The organism is Geobacter sp. PheSNFMC (genome assembly GCF_059620965.1).
On sequence record NZ_JCAMRN010000007.1, the window covers coordinates 33,017 to 59,242 of the forward strand.

At 60.4% G+C, this 26,226-nt stretch carries 25 protein-coding genes; 20 read left to right on the forward strand and 5 right to left on the reverse strand.

The annotated features are described in order from the left end of the window. From AC6CDK_RS02840 to metK, 13 genes are all read left to right on the forward strand, one after another. Entirely contained in the window at window positions 1-516 is a 516-nt protein-coding gene (locus AC6CDK_RS02840) for a KdsC family phosphatase (RefSeq protein WP_192905059.1), read from the forward strand. A 161-nt stretch (window positions 517-677) separates the two neighbouring features. Next, on the forward strand, window positions 678-1,817 hold the full coding sequence (locus AC6CDK_RS02845) for an HD domain-containing phosphohydrolase (protein ID WP_039644288.1): 1,140 nt from the start codon (window positions 678-680) through the stop codon (window positions 1,815-1,817). 87 nt (window positions 1,818-1,904) lie between these two features. Next, complete coding sequence (lptC, locus tag AC6CDK_RS02850) at window positions 1,905-2,480, forward strand: LPS export ABC transporter periplasmic protein LptC (RefSeq protein WP_192905007.1); 576 nt, start codon at window positions 1,905-1,907, stop codon at window positions 2,478-2,480. Between the two features lies 1 nt (window position 2,481). Next, window positions 2,482-2,985 carry a lipopolysaccharide transport periplasmic protein LptA gene (lptA, locus tag AC6CDK_RS02855; protein ID WP_039644292.1) on the forward strand — a complete coding sequence of 168 codons (504 nt, stop codon included), beginning with the start codon at window positions 2,482-2,484 and terminating at the stop codon, window positions 2,983-2,985. Next, complete coding sequence (lptB, locus tag AC6CDK_RS02860; protein ID WP_039644294.1) at window positions 2,966-3,706, forward strand: LPS export ABC transporter ATP-binding protein; 741 nt, start codon at window positions 2,966-2,968, stop codon at window positions 3,704-3,706. The genes lptA and lptB overlap by 20 nt, the downstream gene beginning before the upstream one ends. Before the next feature lie 87 nt (window positions 3,707-3,793). Next, window positions 3,794-5,239: an RNA polymerase factor sigma-54 gene (gene rpoN / locus AC6CDK_RS02865; RefSeq protein WP_039644296.1), complete on the forward strand. Its 1,446-nt coding sequence runs from the start codon at window positions 3,794-3,796 to the stop codon at window positions 5,237-5,239. A gap of 129 nt (window positions 5,240-5,368) precedes the next feature. Then, on the forward strand, window positions 5,369-5,914 hold the full coding sequence (gene hpf / locus AC6CDK_RS02870; protein WP_039644298.1) for a ribosome hibernation-promoting factor, HPF/YfiA family: 546 nt from the start codon (window positions 5,369-5,371) through the stop codon (window positions 5,912-5,914). 171 nt (window positions 5,915-6,085) lie between these two features. Continuing rightward, the gene (hprK, locus tag AC6CDK_RS02875) at window positions 6,086-7,045 is read left to right on the forward strand and encodes an HPr(Ser) kinase/phosphatase (RefSeq protein ID WP_066357324.1); all 960 of its coding nucleotides are present in this window, start codon (window positions 6,086-6,088) and stop codon (window positions 7,043-7,045) included. Window positions 7,046-7,047: 2 nt separating this feature from the next. Then, complete coding sequence (rapZ, locus tag AC6CDK_RS02880; protein ID WP_039644302.1) at window positions 7,048-7,905, forward strand: RNase adapter RapZ; 858 nt, start codon at window positions 7,048-7,050, stop codon at window positions 7,903-7,905. A 4-nt stretch (window positions 7,906-7,909) separates the two neighbouring features. Then, complete coding sequence (locus AC6CDK_RS02885) at window positions 7,910-8,302, forward strand: PTS sugar transporter subunit IIA (protein ID WP_039644303.1); 393 nt, start codon at window positions 7,910-7,912, stop codon at window positions 8,300-8,302. 18 nt (window positions 8,303-8,320) lie between these two features. Continuing rightward, window positions 8,321-8,587 carry an HPr family phosphocarrier protein gene (locus tag AC6CDK_RS02890; protein ID WP_039644305.1) on the forward strand — a complete coding sequence of 89 codons (267 nt, stop codon included), beginning with the start codon at window positions 8,321-8,323 and terminating at the stop codon, window positions 8,585-8,587. Then, window positions 8,568-10,334 (forward strand): phosphoenolpyruvate--protein phosphotransferase, encoded by a 1,767-nt coding sequence (gene ptsP, locus AC6CDK_RS02895; protein ID WP_066357325.1) that lies wholly within the window; start codon window positions 8,568-8,570, stop codon window positions 10,332-10,334. The genes AC6CDK_RS02890 and ptsP overlap by 20 nt, the downstream gene beginning before the upstream one ends. 102 nt (window positions 10,335-10,436) lie before the next feature. Then, window positions 10,437-11,600, forward strand: a complete 1,164-nt coding sequence (gene metK / locus AC6CDK_RS02900; RefSeq protein WP_039644309.1) for a methionine adenosyltransferase — start codon at window positions 10,437-10,439, stop codon at window positions 11,598-11,600. Window positions 11,601-11,695: 95 nt separating this feature from the next. Here the strand turns inward: metK and AC6CDK_RS02905 are convergent, their stop codons facing one another. Next, entirely contained in the window at window positions 11,696-12,436 is a 741-nt protein-coding gene (locus AC6CDK_RS02905; RefSeq protein WP_039644311.1) for a response regulator transcription factor, read from the reverse strand. Beyond that, the gene (locus AC6CDK_RS02910) at window positions 12,433-13,386 is read right to left on the reverse strand and encodes a sensor histidine kinase (RefSeq protein ID WP_192905006.1); all 954 of its coding nucleotides are present in this window, start codon (window positions 13,384-13,386) and stop codon (window positions 12,433-12,435) included. The genes AC6CDK_RS02905 and AC6CDK_RS02910 overlap by 4 nt, the downstream gene beginning before the upstream one ends. Before the next feature lie 125 nt (window positions 13,387-13,511). Here AC6CDK_RS02910 and AC6CDK_RS02915 point away from each other — a divergent pair, with 125 nt between their 5' ends. From AC6CDK_RS02915 to AC6CDK_RS02930, 4 genes are all read left to right on the forward strand, one after another. Next, a complete protein-coding gene (locus tag AC6CDK_RS02915; protein WP_039644314.1) occupies window positions 13,512-14,597 on the forward strand; it encodes an NAD(P)H-dependent flavin oxidoreductase in 1,086 nt (361 codons plus the stop codon). A gap of 138 nt (window positions 14,598-14,735) precedes the next feature. Continuing rightward, window positions 14,736-15,194 (forward strand): cache domain-containing protein, encoded by a 459-nt coding sequence (locus tag AC6CDK_RS02920; RefSeq protein ID WP_039644316.1) that lies wholly within the window; start codon window positions 14,736-14,738, stop codon window positions 15,192-15,194. Between the two features lie 158 nt (window positions 15,195-15,352). After that, entirely contained in the window at window positions 15,353-16,780 is a 1,428-nt protein-coding gene (gene ahcY / locus AC6CDK_RS02925; protein WP_039644318.1) for an adenosylhomocysteinase, read from the forward strand. A gap of 153 nt (window positions 16,781-16,933) precedes the next feature. Then, complete coding sequence (locus AC6CDK_RS02930; protein ID WP_226048182.1) at window positions 16,934-17,683, forward strand: TIGR04219 family outer membrane beta-barrel protein; 750 nt, start codon at window positions 16,934-16,936, stop codon at window positions 17,681-17,683. A gap of 77 nt (window positions 17,684-17,760) precedes the next feature. Here AC6CDK_RS02930 and AC6CDK_RS02935 read toward each other — a convergent pair whose 3' ends face one another. The 3 genes from AC6CDK_RS02935 to AC6CDK_RS02945 form a co-directional block, all read right to left on the reverse strand. Beyond that, window positions 17,761-19,551 carry a M3 family oligoendopeptidase gene (locus AC6CDK_RS02935; RefSeq protein WP_192905005.1) on the reverse strand — a complete coding sequence of 597 codons (1,791 nt, stop codon included), beginning with the start codon at window positions 19,549-19,551 and terminating at the stop codon, window positions 17,761-17,763. A gap of 72 nt (window positions 19,552-19,623) precedes the next feature. Then, a complete protein-coding gene (locus AC6CDK_RS02940) occupies window positions 19,624-20,217 on the reverse strand; it encodes a DUF4410 domain-containing protein (protein WP_039644323.1) in 594 nt (197 codons plus the stop codon). A 26-nt stretch (window positions 20,218-20,243) separates the two neighbouring features. Further along, on the reverse strand, window positions 20,244-22,475 hold the full coding sequence (locus AC6CDK_RS02945) for a vitamin B12-dependent ribonucleotide reductase (RefSeq protein ID WP_039644325.1): 2,232 nt from the start codon (window positions 22,473-22,475) through the stop codon (window positions 20,244-20,246). Between the two features lie 256 nt (window positions 22,476-22,731). On the opposite strand from AC6CDK_RS02945, the gene AC6CDK_RS02950 reads away from it, so the two are divergent. The 3 genes from AC6CDK_RS02950 to AC6CDK_RS02960 all read left to right on the forward strand — a co-directional run. Continuing rightward, window positions 22,732-23,790, forward strand: a complete 1,059-nt coding sequence (locus AC6CDK_RS02950) for a GGDEF domain-containing protein (protein WP_066357326.1) — start codon at window positions 22,732-22,734, stop codon at window positions 23,788-23,790. Beyond that, entirely contained in the window at window positions 23,787-25,151 is a 1,365-nt protein-coding gene (locus tag AC6CDK_RS02955; RefSeq protein ID WP_192905004.1) for a NosD domain-containing protein, read from the forward strand. The genes AC6CDK_RS02950 and AC6CDK_RS02955 overlap by 4 nt, the downstream gene beginning before the upstream one ends. Before the next feature lie 25 nt (window positions 25,152-25,176). Then, the coding region (locus AC6CDK_RS02960; protein ID WP_496639708.1) for an aminotransferase class V-fold PLP-dependent enzyme at window positions 25,177-26,226 on the forward strand (1,050 nt) is incomplete at its 3' end.

The following is a 26,226-nucleotide window of genomic DNA, read 5'->3' on the forward strand; positions in this document are numbered from 1 at the left end:
ATGAACGGGCGCCTTGCCGGGATCAGGCTGTTGCTGCTCGATGTGGACGGCGTCATGACCGATGGCCGGATCATCTTCGACTCCAACGGGGTGGAAAGCAAATTCTTCAACGTCAAGGACGGCCACGGCATCAAGATGATTCAGCGGGCCGGCATTCAGGTGGGGATCATTTCGGGCCGGCAGTCGGTGGTGGTTGCCAATCGGGCCGCAGAGCTGGATATCCCGATACTCTATCAGAAGGCCATCGACAAGCTGACACCGTACGGGGAGATTCTCAGTGCCACCGGCCTGGAGGACTCGCAGGTCGCCTTTGTGGGTGACGATGTGATCGATATTCCGGTGCTGCGGCGGGTCGGCTTTGCCGCCGCCCCCGCCGATGCCGTCCCGGAAGTGCTGCCGTTCGTGCATTTCATTACCCGCAATCGCGGCGGCTGGGGAGCCGTCCGCGAGGTCTGCGATCTCCTTCTCAGGGCCCAGGGAAAGTGGGACGAGATCACCGCACGCTATTACCGCTAGAGCGGTATTCATCATGCTCTTCTTCTGACGCTCCTCCTTCAGTAAGCCTGCGCCTAAAGCCCCGTCCGTTTTGTCCGAAAAGAGAGTATCTCCCATCATCTTCCCCTTGTTCTCGGGGGCGGCGCCGGAGCGTGTCCGTCCTTCCGTAAGGAGCAATCACCATGCTCAAGCGACACGATGGAACCATAGTCGTCATCGATGACGACCCCTACGTGCTCGAAAGCCTGTCGGCGCTTCTCGTTGCCTACGGTTATGCCGTGCATCCCTTCGGCCGGGGGGCCGATGCCATGCGTCGCCTCGCCGGCGGCGGGATCGACATTGTCATTACCGACATCAATATGCCCGAGATGACGGGGATAGAAGTCCTGCGGGCCATTCGGACCTCCAACCAGGATGTGCCGGTGATCCTCATGACCGGTTATGCGGAATTGTCCGTGGCGGTGGAAGCGATCAAGCAGGGCGCCTTTGACTTCATTATCAAGCCCTACGATCCGCTCTATCTGTTTCATGCAGTAGAAAAGGGAATCAATTATTACCGCCTGCTTAAGATCGAAAAGAACTACAAGATCGAACTGGAAAATACGGTCAGGCAGCGGACCGGAGAGCTGGCCGACACCCTGCAGATGCTTAAAGACATGAGCAAGGAGGTTGTGCAACGCCTCACCGCTGCGGCGGAACTCCGCGACGAGGACACCGGCGCCCACATCTCCCGGATCGGGCTCTATGCCAATCATATGGCGCGTGAGCTGGCCATGAGCGATGAATTCGTCGATACGATAACGCTGGCGAGCGCCATGCACGATATCGGCAAAATCGGCATTCCCGATTCAATTCTCTTCAAGCCGGGGCCGCTTTCCAGTGAGGAATTCGCAACGATCCGCACTCATACGGTGATCGGGGCGCACATCCTTCGGGGATCGTCCTACGGCATGCTCCGGATGGCCGAGTCGATTGCCCTCTGTCACCATGAGCGGTGGGACGGAACAGGCTATCCCTACGGGGTGAAGGGGGAGAATATCCCCGTGGAAGGGCGCATTGTCATGCTCGTGGATCAGTATGACGCCCTGCGCAGCCCACGGGTCTACAAGCCCCCCTACGACCATGAAACCGCGTGCAGGATCATTCTTGAAGGTGACGGTCGGACCATGCCGGCACACTTTGATCCGGCACTGCTCAGGGCCTTTCGGAATAGTGCCGGCCGTTTCGATGAGATATTCGAAGGGGAAAACCAGTCTGATACGGGCGGGGCCGTGGGGACTTGCGCGGCTGCGGGTGCGGAGTTGCGGAACATGAGGTACTAGCACTACAATCTTTGTGCCAAAACAGGCATAAGCGCATTGAAATTCCTTTACAGGGTAAGGGTGAGATGGTATACTGCCCCTGTTTTTATGGTAAAGACCAATAAAATCAGGCATATTCTTGCCGTTGTCATCGTTCTCACGACGCTCTATCTCGCGGCGGCGCTCGCCATTCGCCTGGTGGGCGGCAATGAAAAAGAGACGGGATTGCCCAAGCTTCCCCGCAACATAGATCTCTCGCTGAAGACCCTTCATTATGCCGAAACGCGGGAGGGGGTAAAGAAGTGGGACCTCTATGCCGACAGGGGCGAGTACGATCGGCAACGCGACGTGACGCTCCTGACGGGGGTGCGGATCGTATTTCCCGGCACGGACAAAACTGGGGAGATCACCCTCAGGTCGGACAAGGCCGAGTACTTCAACGCCACAAAGGACGTGACGCTTACAGGAAACATCAATGCCCGAAGCACATCCGGCATGGAGTTTACGACCGGCAAGGCATTCTACCGGGCGTCGCGCCAGCTTGTGGTGACCGATGACCGGGTCAGGTTCCGGGATGCCCGGTTTATCGTCGAAGGGGTTGGAATGGAGTTTCTCGTCCCGACCCGCACCTTGCGGATACTGAATGATGTGCGGGCTACCATCGCGCCCGCCCCAAAGGATTGAAATGAAGCGGACGCTCATCTCCGCGCTTTTCCTGCTGGCCGTGACGGCGGCTGCCGTTGCCGGACCGTTGCCGGCCAGTCGGGGAGGGCAGCCGATCACTGTAAAATCCAACGAACTTTCCACTGACAGCCGCAGCCGGACCGCCACATTTAGCGGTAAGGTCACGGCCAGGCAGGGCGATCTGACCATTTACTCCGATCGGCTCGTCATTCACTACCGCGAGGACGGCGGCGACGTGGAAAAGGTCGAGGCGGTCGGCAACGTGAAGATCGTCCAGGGCGACCGCCTTGCAACGGCCAGGGAGGGTGTTTACTACAACACGGAACAGAAAATCGTCCTGAGCGGTGAGCCCAAGGTGTATCAGGGGGAAAACATGATCTCCGGCAAGGTCATCACCTACTTTGTCAACGAAGAACGGAGCATCGTGACCGGTGGCGGCGACTCCCGGGTCGAGGCTGTCATCCATCCGAAGGACAAGGGGAAGAATGGCGGCACGAAACGCTGAAACGGCCCTCAGGGCGCACGGCCTTAAAAAATCCTTTGGCAAGCGTACGGTGGTGAACGGCGTCGATCTCCTGGTGGCTCCCGGCACGGTGGTTGGCCTGCTGGGCCCCAACGGTGCGGGCAAGACGACCACGTTTTACATGGTTGTGGGGCTCTGCCGTCCCGACGGCGGCCAAGTCGTTCTCGGCGAAGAGGATATCACGGCGTTGCCCATGTACCAGCGGGCGCGGCGCGGCATCAGCTATCTCCCCCAGGAGCCGTCAGTATTCCGCAAGCTCACGGTTGAGGAGAACCTGCTCGCGGTCCTGGAGACCATGGATTACTCCCCGGCTGAACGGAGGGAGAGGGCCGACGAGCTTCTGGTGGAGTTCAAGATAAGCCATATCGCGCGGAGCAAGGGCTATTCCCTTTCCGGCGGCGAACGGAGGCGGGTCGAAATCGCCCGCGCCCTTGCAACGAATCCGTCGTACATTCTCCTTGATGAGCCCTTCGCCGGCATTGACCCCATTGCGGTCATCGATATCCAGGGGATCATTACGGCCCTCAAGGAGAGCGGCATAGGCATTCTGATCTCGGATCACAACGTGCGCGAAACCCTCGGTGTATGCGACAGCGCATACATCATGAATTCCGGAGAGGTCATAGAGCATGGCGATCCGGTCGCCATTGCCGAAAGCAGGACAGCCCGGGAGATTTACCTGGGAGAATCATTCAGGCTCTAGCAGCGGTCGGAGTCCGGTGCGCAACCCGTTCACGAGGGAGAGCGAGCCGGTTTTACAGCCGGATCTTCCATCAAAGGTGTGTCGTGTATGGCCATTGAAATGCGCCAACAGATGAAGATGACCCAGCAACTGGTGATGACGCCCCAGTTGCAGCAGGCCATCAAGCTTCTCCAGCTTTCGCGGCTGGAGCTTCAGGATCTGGTCCGTCAGGAGATGGAGGAGAATCCACTTCTGGAAGAGTCTCTGGAGGCTGAGGAGGTCAAGGAGCAGGATCTGGTAGAACTTTCCGAAAAGGAGGATGCTCCCGCTCCGGCTGAACAGGATTTCCGCGAGGTCACCACGGGGGAAGAGACCCGGGAGTCGGACTGGGACAGCTATCTTGAGGGCTACAATTACAGTTCCGGCGAACAGTACTACGACGATGAAGATCGTCCATCCTATGAAAACATCCTGACCCGCAAGGGAACCCTTGCCGATCATCTCATGTGGCAGCTCAATATGACCAAGCTGAACGATGATGAGGCGCGGGTCGGCGCGGAGATTATCGGCAACATCGATGAAGACGGTTACCTGCGCGCCACGGTTGAGGAAATCGCCCAGGCGTGCTCCGTGAGCGAATCCGTGGCAGAGTCGGCCCTGAAGAAGATCCAGGAGTTCGACCCCATGGGCGTGGGGGCGCGCAACCTGAGGGAATGCCTCCTGCTCCAGGTGGAGCAGCTCGGTATGGCCGGAAGCGTTGTGGACGGCATCCTCCGCAATCACCTCCACGACCTGGAGACCCGCAAGTACAAACAAATTGCCAAGTCTCTCGGGGTCGACGTGGACAGCATCCTCATGGCAGCCAAGATTATCGCCGGCCTGGATCCGAAGCCGGGCCGCGTCTATGGCTCCGAAGATGTCCACTACATTTCGGCTGATATCTTTGTCCACAAGATCGCTGATGACTATGTTGTGGTGCTTAACGACGAAGGCCTGCCCAACCTGAGAATCAGCCCCTTTTACGCCGGCGAGATCAAGAACGGCGCTGCCGTCGACGCCAAGGCCGAAGAGTACATCAACGAAAAGTCCCGATCCGCCATGTGGCTCATCAAGAGCATCCATCAGCGGCAGAGAACCATCTACAAGGTCGCGAAGAGCATCGTGAAATTCCAGCGCGAGTTTCTCGACCGCGGCATCGAACACCTCCGCCCCCTGGTGCTCAGGGATGTGGCTGAGGATATCGGCATGCACGAGTCGACCATCAGCCGCGTCACCACCAACAAGTACATGCAGACCCCCCAGGGGCTCTATGAGATGAAGTATTTTTTCAACAGCGGCATTTCAACTACCGAAGGAGATTTCATCGCCTCAGAGAGCGTCAAGAACAAGATCAAGGAAATCGTTGATTCCGAGGATCCCCGGAAGCCCTACAGCGACCAGCGTATCGCTGAATTGCTTTCGGCGCACACCATCAACATCGCCCGACGAACCGTAACGAAATACCGCGAGATGTTGAAAATCGGCTCATCATCAGAGCGCAAACGTCATTTTTGACCAGCTTACATTTTGAGTTATTCTTTCGATGTTCCGGGTTGAAGGATCGTCATTTCGTGCTTTGATTACAGTGAAGACCACGAAGGGCGGTTAGTCCCGGAACGCGGCCATTACAGCAAGGAGGAAGTCATGCAGATTACCACGACATTCAGACACATGGAGCAGAGCGAGGCCCTTAAGAGCTACGCCGCTGAAAAGCTGGAGAGGGTAAAGAAATATATCGACGAGCCGATTACCGCTCAGGTATTTCTCACGGTGGAGAAGATCCGCCACATCGCCGAAGTGACCCTTACCGCCAAGGGAGTTACCATCAAGGCCGCGGAAGAAACCAATGACATGTATGCCGCGCTGGATGCGGTGATCGACAAGATCGAGCGGCAGCTTCGCCGCTACAAGGAGCGGCTCAAGGAGCACAAGCCGTCTGCCGACGATCGGGCCCTGGAAATCCAGAAGAGCGTCGTTACGGCCGAAAGCATCGAGCAGCGGACCGAACCCGTCGTGATCAGAAGCAAGACCATCTCCATCAAGCCCATGTCCGTGGAAGAGGCTGTGATGCAGATGGATCTCCTGCACAAGGATTTCCTCGTGTTCACCGACGCGTCAACCGAGGCCATCAATGTTGTCTATCGCAGGAAGGACGGCAACTACGGCCTCATCGAGCCCCAGCGCAAGTAGGCTGTCCCCTGTCGGCGGCCGGAATTCGGGAGATTTCGTGAATCCGGCCATGGGATGTCGATCATTGCAGGGATTCTCATCATCCGGCGAGTTGCCTGGCAGCTCGCCGGATGTGTGCTCTCCCGGTCACCGGCGCGGGCTGGCACGGTCCCGCGCCCAGGAAAACCACCGTTGAACAGCATCAGTCTCGCTATTCAGGATCTCCTCGACGATACGGAGTACGGGCTCGAACTCGTGCTGCTCGCCGGTGGCGCGGGTGTGGGGCACCGCATTCACAGTTCCCGCATCCAGAAGCCGGGGCTCGCCCTCACCGGCTATACGGAACACCTGCACCCCGACCGGGTCCAAGTGCTCGGCAACACGGAGATTTCGTATCTCCGACAGATAGCGGAACAGCAGGCGCTCACCCACATCCAGAAGCTCTGCGGCTACCCCATCTCCTGCTTCATCGTCACCAAGGGGCTCGATCCGCCGGCCTTTCTCAAGGCCGAAGTGGAAAAGGCCGGCATTCCCCTGCTGGTGACGCCGCACCAATCCTCCACGTTCATTTCGCTGATCACGAAATTCTTGGAGGAACGCCTTCTTCCCACCACCCACATTCACGGCGTCCTGGTTGATGTCCTTGGGGTAGGGGTGTTGATCCTGGGCAAGAGCGGCATCGGCAAGAGCGAGTGCGCCCTTGACCTCGTGATCCGGGGGCACCGCCTGGTGGCGGACGACGTGGTGTATGTCAAGAAGAAGATGCCGGCGGCGCTGGTGGGCCAGGCAGCCGAAGCGATCCAGCATCACATGGAGATCCGGGGGCTCGGGGTCATCAACGTCAAGAATCTGTTCGGCGTCTCCTCCATCCGCGAGAAAAAGATCATCGACATGGTGATCGAACTCATCGATTGGGACCCTGTCCAGGAGTACGACCGGCTCGGCCTGGATGACGAGGTGTACGCCATCCTCGATGTGGATCTGCCCCACATCAAGATTCCCGTGCGTCCGGGCCGCAACCTTACCTCCATCATCGAAGTGGCGGCCCGTAACCACCTTCTCAAGGGCATGGGCTATCATTCCGCCCGTGAATTCCACGAAAAACTTCTGGCCCGCATGGAAGTCCGTCCCCTCGGGAACGAGGTTGAATAGCCATGCGCGTTCTTGTGATCACAGGGCTTTCGGGCTCCGGCAAGTCAACGGCGGTACGCGTGCTGGAGGACGAAGGGTTCTTCTGCGTCGACAACCTTCCGGTTCTTCTGTTCCCGACCATCATCGATCTGGTCTGCCGCTCGGGTGAGAATGTGGCTGGCGTGGCACTGGTCATGGATATCCGCGGCCGGGACTTTATCAAGGGATTTGAGAACATTTTTCAGCAGATCGACGAAGCGGGGCACTCGGTTGAGGTAATCTTTTTCGATGCCACCGATGAAGTGCTGGTCCGCCGGTTCTCTGAGACCCGCCGTCGCCACCCGGCCCTGGAAAGCGGGTCTGTGCCGGAGGGAATCCGCTATGAACGGGAACAACTTGCCGGGCTCAGAAGGCTGGCCACGCATGTGATCGATACGTCGGAGCTGAACGTGCACCAGTTGAAGGAACTGGTCCACGCCCGCATCAAGGGCGAGTCGGGAACACGCCCCATGACAATTCACCTGCAATCCTTCGGCTATCGGTTCGGGATTCCTCTGGAGTCGGACATCGTGATGGATGTCCGTTTTCTTCCCAACCCCCATTTCGTGCCGGAACTGAAGCCGGGGACGGGGTTGGACGAGAACGTCCGCACCTATGTTCTGGAAAAGCAGGAAACCAGGCAGTTTCTCGAACGGTTCAAGGGGCTGCTGGAGTTTCTCGTTCCCTCCTACCAGCGCGAGGGGAAATCATACCTGACCGTTTCCGTGGGATGCACCGGCGGCCGGCATCGATCAGTCGCCATTGTCGAAGAACTGCGGACATTCTTCGCCGGGCTCGGACTGGCTGCGAAGGTGTCCCATCGGGACAAGGAAAAAGGATGAGATAATGATAGGACTTGTTCTTGTAACTCACGCCGGCCTGGCAAAGGAACTGCTGAGGGCCGCCGAAATGATAGTGGGCTCCATTGAAGAGGCCCAGGCAATAGGTATCGAACAGGGCGATCAGGTGGAAGGCATCATGGACAGGATTTCCGCTGCCGTCAAGCAGGTGTCCGGCAATGGCGCCATCATCATGACCGACATGTTCGGCGGCACTCCTTCCAATATGAGTCTGTCCTTTCTCGAAGGAGAACGGGTAGAGGTCCTCACGGGTGTCAACCTCCCGATGGTGATCAAATTCGCGAGCGAGCGGCAGAAAGCTACCGTCGCGGAACTGGCGGGTTTGCTCAGGGACTGCGGACGGGAGAGCATAGCCGTTGCCGGCGATTATCTGAAATGATCCGAGGTAGCCAGCGAAATGCTTGAGAGGGAATTCACCATAGTAAACAAACTCGGCCTCCACGCACGGGCATCTGCCCTGCTGGTCAAAACGGCCAGCCGGTTCCATTCGGACATCAAGATCGAGCGGGAAGGGGTCGAGGTGAACGGCAAGAGCATCATGGGCATAATGATGCTCGCCGCTGCCAAGGGAACGACCATCCGAGTACGGGTGGCAGGAGACGATGAGGAGGAGGCCATGGCCTCTCTCGGCGAGATAATCACCAATGGGTTCGGCGAGGAGTGAAACCAGGGTATTCAGCGGCATAGGCGCGTCGCCGGGGATCGCCATCGGCACTGCCCGCGTCACTGACCGCAGCCGCGTTATTGTGGTCGAAGCCGCGGTGCCGCCCGAGGATATTCCGGCGGAGGTGGCACGATTCACCACTGCCCTGTCACGCTCGCGGGACGACCTGCTGGCTCTCAAGGAATCTCTCGCCGCCCGCAGGGGCGCAGAGCACCTCTATGTGGTCGACGCCCACCTTCTGATCCTCGACGACAGCATGCTGCGCCAGGGCACGATTGATCTCATCGAGAGGGACGGGATCAACGCCGAGGCTGCGCTCAAGAAAAACCTCGACAAGTTCAAGGAGTTCTTCGCAGGGATCGACGACGATTATCTGCGGGAGCGTTTCGGGGACGTGGAAACCGTGGTCGAGCGGATTCTGCGTCACATGGTCGGCAAACGTCATGAGCGTATCGACGCCATTGACGAGGGAAAACGGCTCATTGTCGCCCATGATCTCTCCCCCACCGATATCCTCCAGATGGACAAGGGGAAAGTCGTCGGTTTCGTCACCGATCTGGGGGGGAGGACCTCCCACACGTCCATTCTGGCCCGTGCCTTCGAGATCCCGGCAGTGGTCGGCCTTGAAACCATCACGGCTGAGGATATCGATGGCCTGCCGGTCATCATCGACGGCACCACCGGCACCATTGTCGTCAATCCTTCCGAAGAGATGTTCCGCGATTACCTGCGGAAAAAACAGCATTACGACTACCTGGAACAGGAGCTCCTGAAGCTCAAGGACCTGCCCGCCGAGACCCAGGACGGTCACCGCATGAGACTCATGGGGAATATCGAATTTCCCGAGGAAATTCCTTCCCTCACGAGCCACGGTGGCCAGGGCGTGGGGCTCTACCGCACAGAGATGCTCTACATGAACCGGCCGGAGCTCCCTGACGAGGAAGAGCAGTACCGGGCCTACGCAGCCATTGTGGAGAATGTCGCACCCGACCCGGTCGCCATCAGGACCCTCGACATCGGCGGGGATAAGCTGGCCACCGATCTGCACCTGGAAGACGAGATGAACCCTGCCATGGGGCTGCGCGCCATCCGGCTGTCCCTTCGCAGGCCTGAAGTCTTCAAGTCCCAGTTGCGGGCGATTCTACGGGCCGGCCGCAAGGGTACGGTGCGGCTCTTCTTCCCCATGATTTCCGGTATCGAGGAAGTGCGGAGCGCCAAGGCAATCCTCCGTGAATGCATGGAAGAGCTGCGTTCGGCCGACATCCCCTTTGACGAGGAGATCGAGACGGGCATCATGATCGAGGTGCCGTCCGCGGTGACCATCGCCGACCTGCTGGCGCGGGAGGTGGATTTTTTCAGCGTGGGGACCAATGACCTGATCCAGTATTCGCTGGCCATCGACCGGACCAATGAGCATCTGGCGCACCTGTATCAGCCGCTTCACCCCGCCATTCTCCGTTCGCTCAAAACCGTGGTCGATGCGGCCCATGCCGCGGGAATCCGTGTCTGCATGTGCGGTGAAATGGCGGGCGAGCCCCTCTACCTGCCGATCCTGCTCGGGCTCGGGTTTGACGAACTGTCGATGACAGCCGTTTCCATTCCCCGGGTCAAGAAGATCCTTCGACGCGCCAGGCGCGCCGACGCCGAGCGGTTGGTTGCCCGCGCACTCACCTTTGCCACCGCAGCCGAGGTGGAGTCCTTTGTGAAAAGCGAGATTTCAGCGCGTTTTTCCGAGAGTTTCGACTGATCGTCCCGGTTTTAGCCCTTGATTTTCTCTCCCCCAATCGATACAATCCATCGTCTTTTTCAACCGCTACCCCCATACCCACACGAGGAGGAATGAACCGCGATGGAGATGAAGGATTATATTTTCACGTCCGAATCGGTATCCGAAGGCCACCCCGACAAGGTTGCCGACCAGGTTTCGGACGCCGTTCTCGATGCGATACTTACTCAGGACAAAACGGCGAGGGTTGCCTGTGAAACCCTTGTTACCACCGGCATGGCGGTAATCGCCGGCGAAATCACCACCACCGCTGTGGTTGACTATCCGAAGGTCGTGCGCGAGACCATCAAGGAGATCGGCTACAACGATTCAGCCATGGGCTTCGACTGGGAAACCTGCGCGGTTCTCGTCTCCATCGACAAGCAGTCCCCCGACATCTCCCAGGGCGTCACCGAGGGGGAGGGCATGTTCAAGGAGCAGGGCGCGGGCGACCAGGGGCTCATGTTCGGCTATGCCTGCAATGAAACTCCCGAGCTCATGCCGATGACCATCATGTACTCCCATCGGCTGACCCAGAAGCTGGCCGAGGTCCGCAAGAACGGAACCCTCGGTTTCCTTCGCCCCGACTCCAAATCCCAGGTTTCCATCCAGTACGTCGACGACAAGCCGGTCCGGATCGACACCGTGGTCATCTCGTCCCAGCATACGCCGGAAGTCTCCTATGAAACCATCAAGGAGGGGATCATCGAGGAGGTCGTCAAGAAGATCATCCCCACGGAGCTCATGGACGACAAGACCCGCTTCCTCATCAACCCCACCGGCCGGTTCGTGGTCGGCGGCCCCATGGGCGACTGCGGCCTCACGGGCCGCAAGATCATCGTCGACAGCTACGGCGGCCACGGCGCCCACGGCGGCGGCGCCTTCTCGGGCAAGGATCCTTCCAAGGTCGACCGTTCGGCTGCCTACATGGGGCGTTACGTGGCCAAGAACCTGGTGGCGGCGGGGCTGTGCGAGCGTTGCGAGGTGCAGGTGGCATACGCCATCGGCGTTGCCGAGCCCGTGTCGGTCATGGTCGACACCGCGGGCACCGGCAAGATCCCCTCTGTCCGAATCGCCGAGATCATCCGCGAGGTCTTCGATCTGCGCCCCCGCGCCATCATTGAGCAGCTTGACCTGCTTCGCCCCATTTACCGCAAGACCGCTGCCTACGGCCATTTCGGACGTGAACTCCCCGAATTCACCTGGGAGCGGACCGACAGGGTCGACATCATTCGTCAGAAAGCCTAAGGGCCGGGGCCAGGAGGGACCGGACCAGCAATGGCAAAAGGCCGGGAGGGGATACCTTCCGGCCTTTTTTAGTTTTCTCGTCCTGCATGGCTCCTTCAGATGTTTCCGGTCCCCGATTCCCGGTCCCCGGTCCCGGGTTTCCTGCTGAAGCGGTATCCCACCCCCCTGACGGTCTGGAAATAGAGCGGTTTTGCCGGGTTCGGCTCGAAGTACTTGCGCAGTCGGACAATGAAGTTGTCGAGCGTACGGGTCTCGGCATCGGAGCTGTAGCCCCACACGTTTTCCAGGATATCTCCCCGCGGGATCGCTTCCCCTTCACGGTGAAAGAAGAGCGACAGCATCTTGACCTCCAGTTCGGTCAGGTCCACTTCGCCCTGGGCGGTCCGCGCATGGTAGGAGAGGAGAAAAACCTCGTTGTCGCCGAAGCGGTATCCCTCTTCCACCGGTTCCGGCCGGTACCAGGCCGAGCGGCGCAGCATGCCGCGCACGCGAAGAAGAAATTCGTTCAGATTGAACGGCTTGGTCAGATAATCGTCCGCGCCCCGGTCGAGGCCCGTGATCCGGTCGCCGTCATCGGCCCGGGCGGTGAGGATGAGTATCGGCACGCGTGCGTCGGTGGCGCGCACCTGTTCGCATACGGTAAACCCGTCGATGCCCGGCAGCATGACGTCAAGGATGATGAGCGCGAACCGGTCATAGGCCAGCCGCTCCAGGGCAGCTTCGCCGCTCTCCACATGACTGACGCGGTATCCTTCCATCTCCAGGTTGAAGCAGATCCCCCGAGCCAGGTGGATTTCGTCTTCAACCAGCAGAATGTGCGGTTTTTCCTCAGTCATTGACGATCCCCTCCGCGGGCCAGCGGCAGTGTAATGGTGAAGGTCGTCCCCATGCCGTTTCCCCGGCTCGAAACGGCGATCCGTCCCCCATGCTCCCGGATCACCGATTTGACGATCCAGAGTCCCAGGCCGGTTCCCCGGATGGTTTCTCCTGGTCTGCGAACCCGGTAGAACATCCTGAATATCTTCCTGATGTCGTGGGGGGCGATGCCAATGCCCTGATCGCTGAAGGTGAGGACGCAGTCCCCGCCGGAGCGGGTCAGGGCAACCCTGATATCGGGAGCTCCGGGGCTGTACAGGATCGCATTTTCAAAGAGGTTGCGAAGCGCCGTCTCCATGGCCTCCGCATCGATGGCTGCCCGGATTCCCTCGTCTATCTGGAGCGTCAGGTTTCCTCCCTCGGGCAGATGTTGTCCCAGGCGCTCCATTGAGCGGACGAGGAAGGCGGAAAAATCGACGACAGTCTGCTGGGTCGTGCGGAACTTTTGCTCAAGCTTGGCCGCCATGAGGAAATTGCTGATGAGGTTGTCGAGGCGCTCGGTGTCCTCAAGCATGGTGTCGAGGAACCGCTCCAGCTTGTCGGGCGGCGGCTTGCGCAGCCGGATCGTCTCAAGGTGGAGCTTGATGGATGCCAGCGGCGACTTGAGCTCGTGGGTAACCTGGGAGATGAATTCCTTTTGTTCGCGGTAGAGCTTGGACTGGCGGCGCCAGAAGATGAAGAGTGCATAAACCCCGGCCAGGATGAGCACCAGCAGGATGAGTCCCTCCACGAGCACTATCCAGTCGAAGCCGCGGACGAGCAGTTCGGGCCGGTAGCGGAGGGCCAGTTCCCGGAACTCCTTGTGCCGCCCCACGAACCAGTAGATCCAGTAGAAGACGAAGAGTCCCCATACCACCTGGATGCCGATGAGGGCGAAAAGCGGATTGGCTAGCTTCCTGAGCCATCTCATGGGATTGTGTGTAGCACCCTGGCGCCGGGTTTGCAAGGTTTCCTTTTACAAAACTATTACACCTGCACCCTGCCGGTTCTGCTATGGTGTAACGGGCGTATACAAACGGCACCACGGAGGTGTACATGGTCGGACCGCTGAAAATCGGCAGGCATGAAGTGAAGTATCCCCTCATCCAGGGCGGGATGGGGGTGAGGATATCGGGGGGACGGCTCGCCGGTCATGTGGCAAAGTGCGGCGGAGTCGGCCTGGTGGCTGCTGCGGGGATATCCCTCAACAGCGGCCTGTTCACGGGCGCGAATTACCTCCAGAGCAATCCCGAGGCCATGAGGCAGGAATTGCGCAAGGCTTATGCCATCGCTCCCGACGGGGTCATTGGCGTGAACATCATGGTGGCGCTGACCGATTACGAGGAACTGGTCCGTGCCTCCGTCGAAGGCGGGGCCAAGGTCATCGTCTGTGGCGCAGGGCTTCCCCTGACCCTGCCGGAACTGACCGCCCACGCCCCCGAGGTCGCCCTGGTCCCCATCGTCTCGTCGGTCCGGGCGGCCCAGCTCATTGCCAAGAAGTGGGAAAAGGGATTCAGCCGTCTGCCCGATGCGGTGGTTGTGGAAGACCCTGACACCGCCGGCGGACACCTGGGCGAGAAACTGGAAAACATCGGCGCCGGCACCTATGACCAGTACGGCACCATCAGGGCGATCAAGGCCTTTTTCCTCGAAGAATACGGAGTTTCGGTGCCGGTTGTCGCTGCGGGAGGAATCTGGGATCGCGACGACGTGCTCCATGCCCTTGAGCAGGGGGCAGACGCCGTGCAGATGGCCAGCCGGTTCGTGCCGACCGTCGAGTGCGATGCCGACGAGGCCTACAAGCAGGCGTACCTCGAGTGCCGCCGGGAAGACATCGGGCTCATCATGAGCCCGGCAGGGCTGCCCGGGCGCGCCATCCTCCGCAACCAGGACCAGATCGTGCTCCACGATCAGCTCAAGGGGGTTGCCTGCGGCAATGGCTGTCTCAAAAAGTGCTCCTATAAAGAAACCGGCGAGCGGTTCTGCATCGTCAGCGCCCTTGACCGGGCCCAGCGCGGCGATGTGGAAACCGGGCTGATCTTCTGCGGAACCAACGCCTGGAAGGCGGATCGGATCACCACGGTTCAGGAGGTCTTCGACGAACTCTTCGCAGTGGGTGAGGAGGCGGTAAAAGCCGCCTGACCCTTTCTATGATTTTCCTGCCCCGCGACGGTTGCCGTTGCGGGGTTTTCCCTTTGCTGCCGCGCTGTTGACCTGCTTGCGGTGTGGTATACTATGTTCCGTTGTGTAGCACTGACATTCCGGTAAGGAGACCAACGCATGAGAACAATCCTGGCAATGGTGGCGGCAATCCTGTGTCTGACTGCGTCAATCTGCACGGCGGCCACGGGGGGCACGGGAACGCGGGAAGAGGCAAAGGCCCTGGTGGAGAGGGCGGCCGCTTACATCAAGGAACACGGCAAGGAAAAGGCGTTCGTGGAGTTCAGCAATCCCAAGGGCAAATTTGTCAAGAACGATCTGTACATCTTTGCCGTCGGCTTTAATGGCGTATTTCTCGCCCACGGATCCGATCCGACCCTTATCGGCAAGAACCAGCTCCAGTCCAAGGACGAAAACGTCCGTCTCGTAACGATCGGCCTGATCGATACTGCCCGCAAGGGGGAGGGGTGGTACGACTACAAGTGGCCCCATCCCAAAACCAGGGTGATGCAGAAGAAATCGTCCTACGTGAAGAAAGTGGACGACACGGTCTTCATCGGCTGCGGCGTCTATCACTGATCTTCGACGCCGCGAACGTTCGCGTCTCGGGGCCGTCCCCGGCATCCAGCCGGCGGACGGCCTTTTTCGTTGCAGGATGGTTTCTTTTTTGACCGGATTGGATGTGACGTGATATATAGTTCGTTTAAATTACTCTCTCATCAGGATGGAGGCTTCAGATGACCCAACCCGTTGCGCGGGATACCGCCGGAACGTTCAATGACTGTTGCATCAGGGATATTTCCCTTGCCGCCTGGGGACGCAAGGAAATGATCATTGCCGAGACCGAAATGCCGGGCCTCATGGCGATCCGCGAGGAGTACGCCGCCACCCGGCCCCTCCAGGGCGCCCGCATCGCCGGCTCGCTCCACATGACCATCCAGACCGCCATGCTCATCGAAACCCTTGTGGCCCTCGGCGCCGAGGTGCGCTGGGCCTCGTGCAACATCTTCTCCACCCAGGACCATGCCGCCGCCGCCATCGCCGCCGCCGGCATCCCCGTTTTCGCCTACAAGGGCGAATCCCTTGAGGAGTACTGGGAGTTCACCCACCGGATCTTCGAGTGGCACGACGGCGGCACTCCCAACATGATCCTCGACGACGGGGGGGACGCGACGCTGCTCCTGCACCTGGGAAGCGACGCCGAAAAGGATCCCTCGGTCATTGCCAACCCCACCTGTGAGGAAGAGCAGTACCTCTTTGCCTCCATCCGGAAGCGTCTCGCCGAGAAGCCGGGGTGGTACTCGAAAGTCGCTGCCGCCATCAAGGGGGTCACGGAAGAGACCACCACCGGCGTGCACCGCCTCTATCAGATGCATGAAAAGGGCACGCTCAAGTTCCCGGCCATCAACGTCAACGACTCGGTGACCAAGTCCAAGTTTGACAATATCTACGGCTGCCGCGAGTCGCTGGTGGACGGCATCAAGCGGGCCACCGACGTGATGATTGCCGGCAAGGTTGCCGTGATCTGCGGCTACGGCGAGGTGGGTAAGGGGTGCGCCCAGGCCATGCGCGGGCTTCAGGCCCAGGTATGGGTAACCGAAATCGATCCCATCTGCGCCCTTCAGGCCGCCATGGAAGGATACAAGGTGGTTACCATGGAGTATGCCGCCGACAAGGCCGACATCTTCGTCACCACCACCGGCAACATCAACGTCATCACCCACGACCACATGAAGGCCATGAAGCACAATGCCATTGTCTGCAACATCGGCCATTTCGACAACGAGATCGAAGTGGCGGCGCTGAAGCAGTACCAGTGGGAAAACATCAAGCCCCAGGTGGATCACATCATCTTCCCGGACGGTAAGCGGATTATTCTGCTGGCCGAGGGTCGCCTCGTGAACCTCGGCTGCGCCACGGGACATCCGTCCTATGTCATGTCTTCCTCCTTTGCCAACCAGACTCTTGCCCAGATCGAGCTCTTCTGCAACCCTGGCAAGTACCCGGTCGGGGTCTACATGCTCCCCAAGGAACTGGACGAGAAGGTTGCCCGGCTGCAGCTCAAGACCCTGGGCGCCATGCTGACCGAGCTCACCGACGAGCAGGCCGCCTACATCGGGGTGCCCAAAAACGGCCCCTACAAGTCGGGCCACTACCGCTACTGACAACGGGCGGTCGTGAAGGTTACGGCAAGGCCGCCGGCGGGATGACGCGGCGGCCTTTGTCACATTCCGACGCCCGCTGCAGATTTGTCTCAAGAAGTGGCTCAGTGGTGACGATACGAACTTCTCGTTCATCACACCAGCAGGGAGGACAGCATGGGAATCAAGCAACTGGTCGGGGCGGTACTGCTGCTCGCGGCCACCGCCGCATCCGCCGGCGCCATGGGGATCGAGGCGGCAGTGGGCGGCTGGAACACTACGCCCCGGGGTAACTTTGCCTACAAGGGGACGAGCCTCGATGTTAAGGACGAGTTGAAATATGACGACGAGACGCGTCTCATGGGGCGAGTGAAGATCGAAACACCTCTGTTCTTCCCCAACCTCTATCTTATGGCTACCCCCATGGAGTTCAACGGCCAGGGGAGCAAGAGCGGCACGTTCCAGTTCGGGGACGTGACCTTCGACGGCACCATCCCCTTTACCTCTGAGTTAAAGCTCGATCACTACGACCTGGGCCTCTACTGGGGGGTCCCGCTGCTCAAGACCGCCACCGCCGGCATCCTGAACGTTGACCTGGGCATCGACGCCCGGCTGATCGACCTGAAGGCCGAGGTCGTCCAGGGTGGTGTCACCGAATCGAAATCGCTGGTACTCGGTGTTCCCATGATCTACGCCGGAGTCCAGGTCAAGCCGCTTTCGTGGTTTGCCGCCGAGGGAGAGGCCCGCGGCATGGCGTACGGCGACAACCGCTATTATGACCTGATTGCCCGGGGCAAGCTGATCCTCTTCGATCACCTCTTCGCCGCGGCAGGGTATCGCTACGAGAAAATCGAGATCGATGAGAGCGACATCAAGGCAGATGTCGATTTCGGCGGACCCTTTGCCGAGGTGGGATTTCAGTTCTAGGATACGGTAACACAGGATCTCACAACGTTACGCGATAAGGCCGCCGGTGGGTATCCCCCGGCGGCCTTTGTTGTTCGTCAATGCTGACGCTGTTCCACCAGCCCCTTCAGTTCTTCGATCAGTTCCGCAAGAAAATCGTATCCCTTCTGCCAGAAATGCGGGTCGGCCAGGTCGATGCCGGCGGGCCTGACCGTATCGGCGGGCGAGAGGGAACCGCCGCTTTCCAGGATGGACAGATACGTCGGGATGAACCGGTCTCCCTGTTCCAGGTAGTTGCGGTAGAGGGAAAGAACCAGCAACTCCGCAAAGGTGTAAGAGTAGCAGTAGAACCGCGCGTGGATGAAGTGGGAGATGTAGCTCCAGCCCCAGCGGTAGGGGGGGATCATGTCCACGGCATCGCCGTAGAGCCTCCCGTTTTCCTCCCACCAGAGATCGCACAGCCGTGATGAGGTGAGAAGGCCCCCCTGCCGCTCCCGGTGCATCCTCTCCTCGAAGCGGGTGAGCACGTTCTGACGGAAGGTCGTGGCAATGATGTCCTCGATCTTGGCGCACAGCAGCGAGATCTTCACACTCGGGTCGCTCTCCCGCTGGAGGAGGAAGCGGGTCAGGAGCATCTCGCCGAAGACCGACGCCGTTTCCGCCAGAGGAAGCGGGGCATGGTAGTTGAGCATGGTCTGTTTCCGGGCCAGCTCGAAGTGGAGGCCGTGCCCCAGTTCATGGGCCAGGGTGGCCACGTCGCGCAGGTTGCCGGTGTAGTTCAGGAGCAGGTACGGAGAGAGGTGCGGGGTCATCCCCATGCAGAACGCTCCGCCGCTCTTGCCGGGGCGGGGGAGGACATCGATGCGCCGCTCGTCGAAGAATGCCGCGGCCATCTCCCCGAATCGGGGGTGAAAACGGCCGTAGGCTTCAAGCACCAGTTCCCGTGCCTCGTCAAAGGAGTACGTCCGGTCGCTGTCCCCAACGGGGGCATAGACGTCGGTGTTCTTCAGTTTCGGCAGTCCCAGGAGCCGGGCCTTCAGGCGGAAGTAATCGCGCGCCAGCCCATAGTTGGCCTCGGACACGTCCATCAGCCGGTTGACCACCTCTTCGGGGATCTCATTGCCCAGGTTCGTCGGCTCCATGGGGTGGCGGTACCCCCTCAACTCCAGTTCCTGGGAGTGATCCAGGGCAACGTTGTTGAATACGCTCGAAAAAACGATGCCGTTTTCCTCGTGGCGATTGAGGAACGTGGCAAAGGCACGTTCACGCACCCCGGCCTCGGGGTGGTGGAGGAGCCCGAGGAGTTCCTCGCCGGTGAAGTCCCGCTCTTCACCGTCAAGTTCCATCCGATAGCTAAGAGAGGCCGACAGCTCGTCGAAGAGCCGCGAAAAGGCATCGGTGCCCGTGAGGCTCTTCATTTTCAGGAGCTGTTCCTCCCGTTCCTTCAGGGTGTGGGGCCGAAACCGCCGCACGCTTTCCAGGTAGTGCCGGTAGGGGGCGAGAAGCTCGTTGGACAGCAGCCCGGCGAAGCGATCATCGGCTATTTCCATGATCTCCAGGTCGAAGAAGAGAAGCTCGCGGCTCATGAGATTGCCGAACTCGGCAGTTCGCTGGGAGAGCCGCTTGTGATCGTCGGCCTCCGAGTCGGCGGCAAAGAGGAGGTGGGCGTACAACTGGGGTTTGGCCAGAAGCTCGCCGAGGTCCTCGTAGCGACGCACCGCCTCTGCCACCTCAGCCGCATCAAGGGTTGCCACCTTTCCGGCGTAGCGTTCACGGAACGCCCGGGCCTCCGCAGCGCCGCGGGACAGGTCCCGGTCTATGTCTTCACAGGTTGCGGATGCGTAGAGGGGCGACGTATCCCAGAGCAGGGAATTCAAATCTGTTGTCATTGGTATCCTCGCGCAAAAAAATGGGAGCGCATCAGGCGCTCCCATTCTTGGTTACCACAGGGAGAAGAGAAATCAATAGAGCTTTTGGATGAACTTGACGATGTTCTCCCCCAGGCTCTTGGCCTGGTGAGGGAAAAGGTCCGCGAAGTTTTCCAGGGTCATGGTGCCGCGGTATCCCGTCTCGCGGTCCTCAAAGGTGGCGAGTTCCTTGCCCGACTCGGCATCGATCAGCCGTCCCTTCACCTTCAGGTAGGTCTTGCCGGCCCCGAAGCCCACCCAGAACCTCACGGCACGATTGCCCGCATTGAACTCGGTGAAGGCTCCTTCGAGGATCACTGCCTTGCCCTTGGGCTGAGTGTTTTTCTGAATGGTTTTGAACAGCTTGTTCAGCTTGAGCTCCATTTCGATGCTGTCGGTGACGGTGCGGACCAGTAACGGCTTCATGGCCTCAAGCTTTGTCATCTCTTCGCTGTCCAGGTTCGACAGCTCCGCGCCGTCGGTGGTGAGGTCGCGGATGATGATGGTGTCATAGACTGCGGAGAGGCGCTGCGATGTGTACACCGTCTCCTCGGTAAGAACATCGGGTTTTGGGAGTGGTTTCTCATCGGCAGCAAACGCGAAGCCGGCAACGAACGTCAGGGCGAGAGCCACGAGGATTCTTTTCATAACGCCTCCTTCTGGAATGGGTGGTGCTATGCGCACTCCGAATAGCCGCAGACCCGGCAGACCGCGCAGCCGCCCTCATGCTCAACAATGCCGCCGCACTCGGGGCAGGCGCCGCGTTCGGGGGCCTGGGTTTCCAGGCTGACATCGTAACCGGCTGCCTGCATGTGGGCCTGAATCGCCTTGGCAACGGCATCGGCGCAGGACAGCACCTTGTTGTCGCCAAAGCCGGCGGGAAGGTGACAGGAGATACCGAGGAGCTGCTTGATCACCTGGCGGGCCTGAACGCCGCTGCGCCAAGCCAGCGATACCATCCGGCCGATGGCCTCGCACTGGGAAGAGGCGCATCCGCCCGCCTTGCCCATGGTGGTGAAGAGTTCGAAGAGGCCGGCCTTGTCCTCGTTGATGGTCACGTACAGGGGGCCGCACCCCGTCTGCATCTGGTAGGTCCACCCCTTGAGCGCCTTGGGACGATCGCGCTTCACGGCCCGTTTCTCCTCGGTTTGAACCACCTTCTCCCTGTCCTCTTTGACACCGGTGGAGAGGACCTGTTCGTCGCGGGAGCCGTCGCGGTAGATAGTTACACCCTTGCAGCCCGATTTGTAGGCCAGCCGGTAGACTTTCTCCACATCTTCGATGGCCGCGCTATTGGGGAAGTTAACCGTCTTGGACACGGCGTTGTCGGTGTACTTCTGGAAGGCCGCCTGCATCTCGATGTGGTCTTCCGGCGTGATGTCGTGGGCGGTGACAAATATTTTCCGGATATCTTCCGGAATCTCGGGCAGATCGTGGATGGTGCCGTGCCGGGCGATCTTCTGCATCAGCTCCTCGGAGTAAAAACCCCGCTGGCGGGCCACTTCCTCGAAAATCGGGTTGACTTCCACCAGAATGTTCTTGTCGAGCACCTGGCGGATGAAAGAGACCGCAAAAAGCGGTTCCACGCCGCTGGAGGCATTGGCGATGATGGATATGGTGCCCGTGGGCGCAATGGTAGTCACCGTGGCGTTGCGGATGGGGCCTTCGCCGGCCCGGTCGTAGATGGAGCCGGCGAAGTTCGGAAAGGATCCCCGCACGGCTGCCAGTTCGCGGGAATAGACATGCCCTTCGTCGTTGATGAAGCGCATCACCTTCTCGCCCAGGCTGATGGCCTGCGGTGAATTGTAGGGAATGCCCAGCAGGATGAGCATGTCGGCCCAGCCCATGACGCCGAGGCCGATCTTGCGGTTGGCGCGGGTCATCTCGCTGATCTGGGGGAGGGGGTAGTTGTTCACCTCGATCACGTTATCCAGGAAGTGCACCGCAAGCCGCACCACTTCCCGCAGCCGGTCCCAGTTAACGTCGCCGTCCTTCACCATCTTGCCCAGGTTGATGGAGCCCAGGTTGCACGATTCATAGGGGAGCAGGGGCTGTTCGCCGCAGGGGTTGGTGGACTCGATGACGCCCACGTGGGGGGTCGGGTTGTCTTTGTTGAGGCGATCCAGGAAGATGATGCCCGGCTCGCCGTTCTTCCATGCCTGCTTTACGATCCGGCTGAACACCTTGCGGGCGTTCAGGGTGCCGCAGGGTTTGCCGTCACGGGGGTTGTTGAGGTCATAGTCGGCGTCCCGCTCCACCGCCTCCATGAAGGCTTCGGTGAGCCCCACGGAAATATTGAAGTTGTTCAGGTGCTTCTGATCGTCCTTGCACATGATGAAATCCATGATGTCCGGGTGATCAACCCGCAGGATTCCCATGTTGGCGCCGCGCCGCGTGCCCCCTTGCTTGATGGTCTCGGTGGCGGCATCGAAGACCCGCATGAAGGAAATGGGACCGCTGGAGATTCCCGACGTGGAGCGGACCACGTCGTGGGCGGGACGGAGGCGGGAAAAGGAAAAGCCGGTGCCGCCGCCTGATTTGTGAATCAGGGCCGTGTACTTGACCGCGTCGAAGATGTCCTCCATGGAATCGCCCACCGGCAGCACGAAGCAGGCGGAGAGCTGGCCCAGTTCCCGGCCGGCATTCATGAGAGTCGGCGAGTTGGGGAGGAACTCGAAGGAGGTCATCAGCTCGTAGAATTGTGCGGCAAGAGCCTTGACATCCGCCTTCTTGTCGAAGTTCTTGTCGGCTTCGGCGATGGATCGGGCCACCCGTTGAAACATGTCCACCGGAGTTTCCAGCACGTTGCCCCCGGTATCGCGCTTGAGGTAGCGCTTCTCGAGGACCGTCACTGCATTTTTCGAGAGTCCGGGGATATCGGCGGCCTTTGTCATCGTTTCTGCCATGATTTCATTCTCCTTGGTTCGTGGGGATGTCTTGTTGGTAGGAACCATATATGTTGTGTTGCGGTGAAAAGATAGCCACAATATATATGGTGTGTCAAGCGGTAAAAATAGAATCTCATAACAGGTTGAATCGACGGGGCAATGCTCTGCCGAGGCAGGTGCGCGGGCCCTGTTCCGTATGCCCTGGCAGACTGTCCGATTTACTTTGCCGGCCTGCTGTGCTACTAATTACCATTTCAGGAGGAAAAGGATCCCTATGGAACGCAGCCCCGAGCGCACGCGGGAAATGCTCGAAGCCGAGGTGAGCGCGCTGAAGGACCTGATCGAGGTGGCCGGTGCCGTGGTTTCCACCCTTGACCTCGATTCGGTGCTCAGGCACATCCTGACGAGCGCCATGCGCTTCGCCGAAACACCGGCCGGCAGCATAGCCCTCTACGACGGGTACCGTCACGATCTTACCCTCCATGCCCACAAGGGATTGACTCCGGAGTTCGTCAAGACCGAGCGCTGGAACGTCCAGCCCGGCGGTCTCACGGAGCAGGTGCTGACCCGTGGCGAGATTCTCTTTGTCAACGACACGGCCGACACGAGCTTCTTCCACAATCCCACCGCCCTCAACGAGGGGATACGATCCCTGATCTGCGTTCCTCTCATGATCCAGAACCGCATTGTCGGCATCCTCTACCTGGACGATTTCGTCCCCCGGCAGTTCGACCAGAAGCGGATGAAGCTCCTGTCGGTACTCGCATCCTTCGCTGCCATGGCCATCGACAATGCCCAGCTTCACGCGCGGACGCGACTGATGGCCATCACCGATTCCCTTACGGGATTGTACAACCACAGATATTTCCAGCAGGTTTTCAATCGTGAGCTGAACCGGGCCAAGCGGTACGAAAAGCCTCTTGCCATCATCATGCTTGACGTGGACGACTTCAAACGGTTCAACGACACCTACGGCCACCCCCACGGAGACAAGGTGCTGGCAGCCATGGGCGACTTCCTCGGCGAGGCCCTGCGGAGCTCGGATTTTGCCTTCCGCTACGGAGGGGAGGAGTTCATTGTCCTGCTGCCTGAAACCGAATTCGACAGTGCCCTCCAAGTGGCGGAGCGGCTGCGTGAACTGGTGGAGCGGCAGAGCCTCGACGTGCTCAAGGGGATAGCTCCCCACGGCATTACGGTCAGCGTCGGCGTTGCCTCCTTCCCCCGCGACGGGGGAAGCCGCGGGGAACTCCTCAAGCGGGTCGATGATCTTCTCTACCGGGCAAAGGAGTACGGGAAGAACCGCGTGTACAGCAGAAGTGAGGATGAGCCATGACAACGAACCATGCGCGGCGCTTCATCCGGATAATGGCCTGTGGCCTGGCCGTGGCAGGTTTCGGGATCTTGGCCGGCTGCGCCACCCTGGCTGAGTTCATGGGAAGGTGGCATGTTCAGCCGGTGCCTGTTGAGACGCCGGCAACCACACCTGCCGGCGCGTCCGTTGCCGAGTCCCCGGTGGTTGCGGCGGAGCGCCCCGTGGCCAAGGGCAGCGCCGGGCCATCTCCCGAGCAGGCTCTTCCCGTGCCGGCCGTTGGTGCCGGTGTCGATACCCCCCGGCGAACCCTGCCGGGACTCGATCGCCTCGCACCGGCCGCGCCGGCGTCGGCAACGGTCCTGCGCAACCTTCTGATCACCGAAGACACTACCTGGCGCGGTGAAGTCGCCGTCGAGGGCTGGGTGCGGGTCGCTCCCCAGGCTACCCTGACCCTGGAGCCCGGCACCGTGGTCCGGTTCAGGCGCACTGCCCCGGGAGGGGCATCGGCGCCGGGTCTTCTCGTGCAGGGGCGCCTCGTGGTCCGGGGCAGTATCGATACCCCGGTCCGCTTTACCTCGGCGAACGGGACTCCCCTGGCGGGCGAGTGGTACGGGATCGTCCTGCTGGCCAGCGAAAAGAAAAACATCATTGAGCACTGCCGGGTCGAGGGTGCCGTCATGGGGCTCGACGCCTCCTACTCCACCCTGACCATGAACGGTGCGAGTTTCAACTCGTGCGGCACCGGTGTGCGGCTGGCCGAGTCGGTGGTCACCTTTGCCGGCGGCGAGGTGAGCGGTTGTGAGGTGGGAATGGAGCTGGACGGCAGTGAGATCGATCTGCGTGACGTCCTGCTCAACGGGAATGCCGATGGGCTCAAGGCACGGCGGAGTTCCCTCTATATGGTCGGTGTGCGTGTTGCCGCCTGCGAAGGGACAGGGATCAATGCCTCCGATACCCGCCTGAAGCTGGAGGGCGCCGTCGTGGAAGGATGCGAATCCGGCATCGTCCTTACGGAGTGCGAGGGGAGCGTGCTGCGTAGCCTCGTTGCGGGCAACCGTCGGGCGGGGCTCCATCTTTCCCGGTCCGGCGTAAAGCTCAGCGGCAGCGAAATTACGCGAAACCACGTGGGGCTGCGAGTGGAGGACGGCAGGGGTATGGCGTGGGGCAACAGCTTCAGCGGCAACGGCACCTATGACATATACAATGCCGGCTCCGAGGATTTCCGGGCCATGGCCAACTGGTGGGGGGCGGGACAACTCCCTGAAAGCCTTGGCAGCCGCCTGTACGACGGCGATGACGACCCTGGCCGGGGAATGGTCCTGGTGGGGCCGCTACTCGAATCGGTCCCGCTGCTCGCTATCCCGAATTCCGTTGCCAAATGACCGGGGTGCGTGCTAATTTTTTCTCATGTCAGTATATCTGGATAATGCCGCCACTTCCTTTCCCAAGCCAGAAGCAGTCTACGAAGCCGTTGACCACGCCCTGCGCCGCATGGGGGTCGGTCCCGGCAGGGGAGGGTACCGGCGGAGCATCGAGGCAACGCGGATAGTGTTCGAGGCGCGAGAGGCGGTGGCAGCCCTGCTGGGGGTGACCGATTCTTCCCGCGTGGTATTCACCCACAGTGCCACCGAAGCGCTCAATCTGGCGGTTTCGGGACTCCTCTCTCCCGGCGACCACGTGGTTACCACCACCATGGAGCACAACTCTCTGGTCCGGCCGCTGCATGTGGCTGCGGGGCGCGGCGTGGAGGTAACCAGGGTTCCCGCAGACCGCCGGGGATTCGTTACCCCGAAAGCCGTTGCGGCGGCCATGAGGCCAAACACGCGTCTCGTGGCCCTCTCCCACTGTTCCAATGTTACCGGGGCCCTGCAGCCCGTGGAAGAGATCGGCGCTGAAGTGAAAAAGCGGGGCGCCCTGCTGTTGGTGGATGCGGCCCAGTCTGCCGGCATGATTCCCCTGGATGCGCCGGCAATCGGCATAGACCTGCTGGCTGCGCCGGGGCACAAGGGACTCCTCGGCCCCCAGGGAACCGGTATCCTCTACGTGGCCGAAGGGACCGAACTCACGCCGCTCATGGTGGGGGGGACCGGCATCCACTCTTCCGACGAGGAACAGCCGGACGCCATGCCCGAACGGTACGAGAGCGGCACCCTCAATACTCCCGGCATCGCCGGCCTCGGGGCGGGGGTGGCGTTCATCGCCCGGACGGGGCTTTCTGCCATCAGGGAGCGGGAGGCCTCTCTGGTCCGGCAGATTCTGGAAGGGCTTGCAGGCATGCGACGGGTAACCGTTCACGGTCCCGCTGCTGACGAACCCCGCGGGAGCGTCATCAGCTTTTCAGCCGCGGACATGGACCCGCAGTCGATCGGCTTTCGCCTTGACCGCGACCACGACATCAGCGTCAGGGTTGGCCTCCACTGCGCACCCTCGGCTCACCGGACCATCGGGACCTATCCC

Excerpts from the sequence above, each read along its gene's own strand:
- AC6CDK_RS02840 (WP_192905059.1), top strand. The coding sequence starts at position 1 with ATGAACGGGCGCCTTGCCGGGATCAGGCTGTTGCTGCTCGATGTGGAC.
- AC6CDK_RS02845 (WP_039644288.1), top strand. The coding sequence starts at position 678 with ATGCTCAAGCGACACGATGGAACCATAGTCGTCATCGATGACGACCCC.
- lptC (WP_192905007.1), top strand. The coding sequence starts at position 1,905 with ATGGTAAAGACCAATAAAATCAGGCATATTCTTGCCGTTGTCATCGTT.
- lptA (WP_039644292.1), top strand. The coding sequence starts at position 2,482 with ATGAAGCGGACGCTCATCTCCGCGCTTTTCCTGCTGGCCGTGACGGCG.
- lptB (WP_039644294.1), top strand. The coding sequence starts at position 2,966 with ATGGCGGCACGAAACGCTGAAACGGCCCTCAGGGCGCACGGCCTTAAA.
- rpoN (WP_039644296.1), top strand. The coding sequence starts at position 3,794 with ATGGCCATTGAAATGCGCCAACAGATGAAGATGACCCAGCAACTGGTG.
- hpf (WP_039644298.1), top strand. The coding sequence starts at position 5,369 with ATGCAGATTACCACGACATTCAGACACATGGAGCAGAGCGAGGCCCTT.
- rapZ (WP_039644302.1), top strand. The coding sequence starts at position 7,048 with ATGCGCGTTCTTGTGATCACAGGGCTTTCGGGCTCCGGCAAGTCAACG.
- AC6CDK_RS02885 (WP_039644303.1), top strand. The coding sequence starts at position 7,910 with ATGATAGGACTTGTTCTTGTAACTCACGCCGGCCTGGCAAAGGAACTG.
- AC6CDK_RS02890 (WP_039644305.1), top strand. The coding sequence starts at position 8,321 with ATGCTTGAGAGGGAATTCACCATAGTAAACAAACTCGGCCTCCACGCA.
- ptsP (WP_066357325.1), top strand. The coding sequence starts at position 8,568 with ATGGGTTCGGCGAGGAGTGAAACCAGGGTATTCAGCGGCATAGGCGCG.
- metK (WP_039644309.1), top strand. The coding sequence starts at position 10,437 with ATGGAGATGAAGGATTATATTTTCACGTCCGAATCGGTATCCGAAGGC.
- AC6CDK_RS02905 (WP_039644311.1), bottom strand. The coding sequence starts at position 12,436 with ATGACTGAGGAAAAACCGCACATTCTGCTGGTTGAAGACGAAATCCAC.
- AC6CDK_RS02910 (WP_192905006.1), bottom strand. The coding sequence starts at position 13,386 with ATGAGATGGCTCAGGAAGCTAGCCAATCCGCTTTTCGCCCTCATCGGC.
- AC6CDK_RS02915 (WP_039644314.1), top strand. The coding sequence starts at position 13,512 with ATGGTCGGACCGCTGAAAATCGGCAGGCATGAAGTGAAGTATCCCCTC.
- AC6CDK_RS02920 (WP_039644316.1), top strand. The coding sequence starts at position 14,736 with ATGAGAACAATCCTGGCAATGGTGGCGGCAATCCTGTGTCTGACTGCG.
- ahcY (WP_039644318.1), top strand. The coding sequence starts at position 15,353 with ATGACCCAACCCGTTGCGCGGGATACCGCCGGAACGTTCAATGACTGT.
- AC6CDK_RS02930 (WP_226048182.1), top strand. The coding sequence starts at position 16,934 with ATGGGAATCAAGCAACTGGTCGGGGCGGTACTGCTGCTCGCGGCCACC.
- AC6CDK_RS02935 (WP_192905005.1), bottom strand. The coding sequence starts at position 19,551 with ATGACAACAGATTTGAATTCCCTGCTCTGGGATACGTCGCCCCTCTAC.
- AC6CDK_RS02940 (WP_039644323.1), bottom strand. The coding sequence starts at position 20,217 with ATGAAAAGAATCCTCGTGGCTCTCGCCCTGACGTTCGTTGCCGGCTTC.
- AC6CDK_RS02945 (WP_039644325.1), bottom strand. The coding sequence starts at position 22,475 with ATGGCAGAAACGATGACAAAGGCCGCCGATATCCCCGGACTCTCGAAA.
- AC6CDK_RS02950 (WP_066357326.1), top strand. The coding sequence starts at position 22,732 with ATGGAACGCAGCCCCGAGCGCACGCGGGAAATGCTCGAAGCCGAGGTG.
- AC6CDK_RS02955 (WP_192905004.1), top strand. The coding sequence starts at position 23,787 with ATGACAACGAACCATGCGCGGCGCTTCATCCGGATAATGGCCTGTGGC.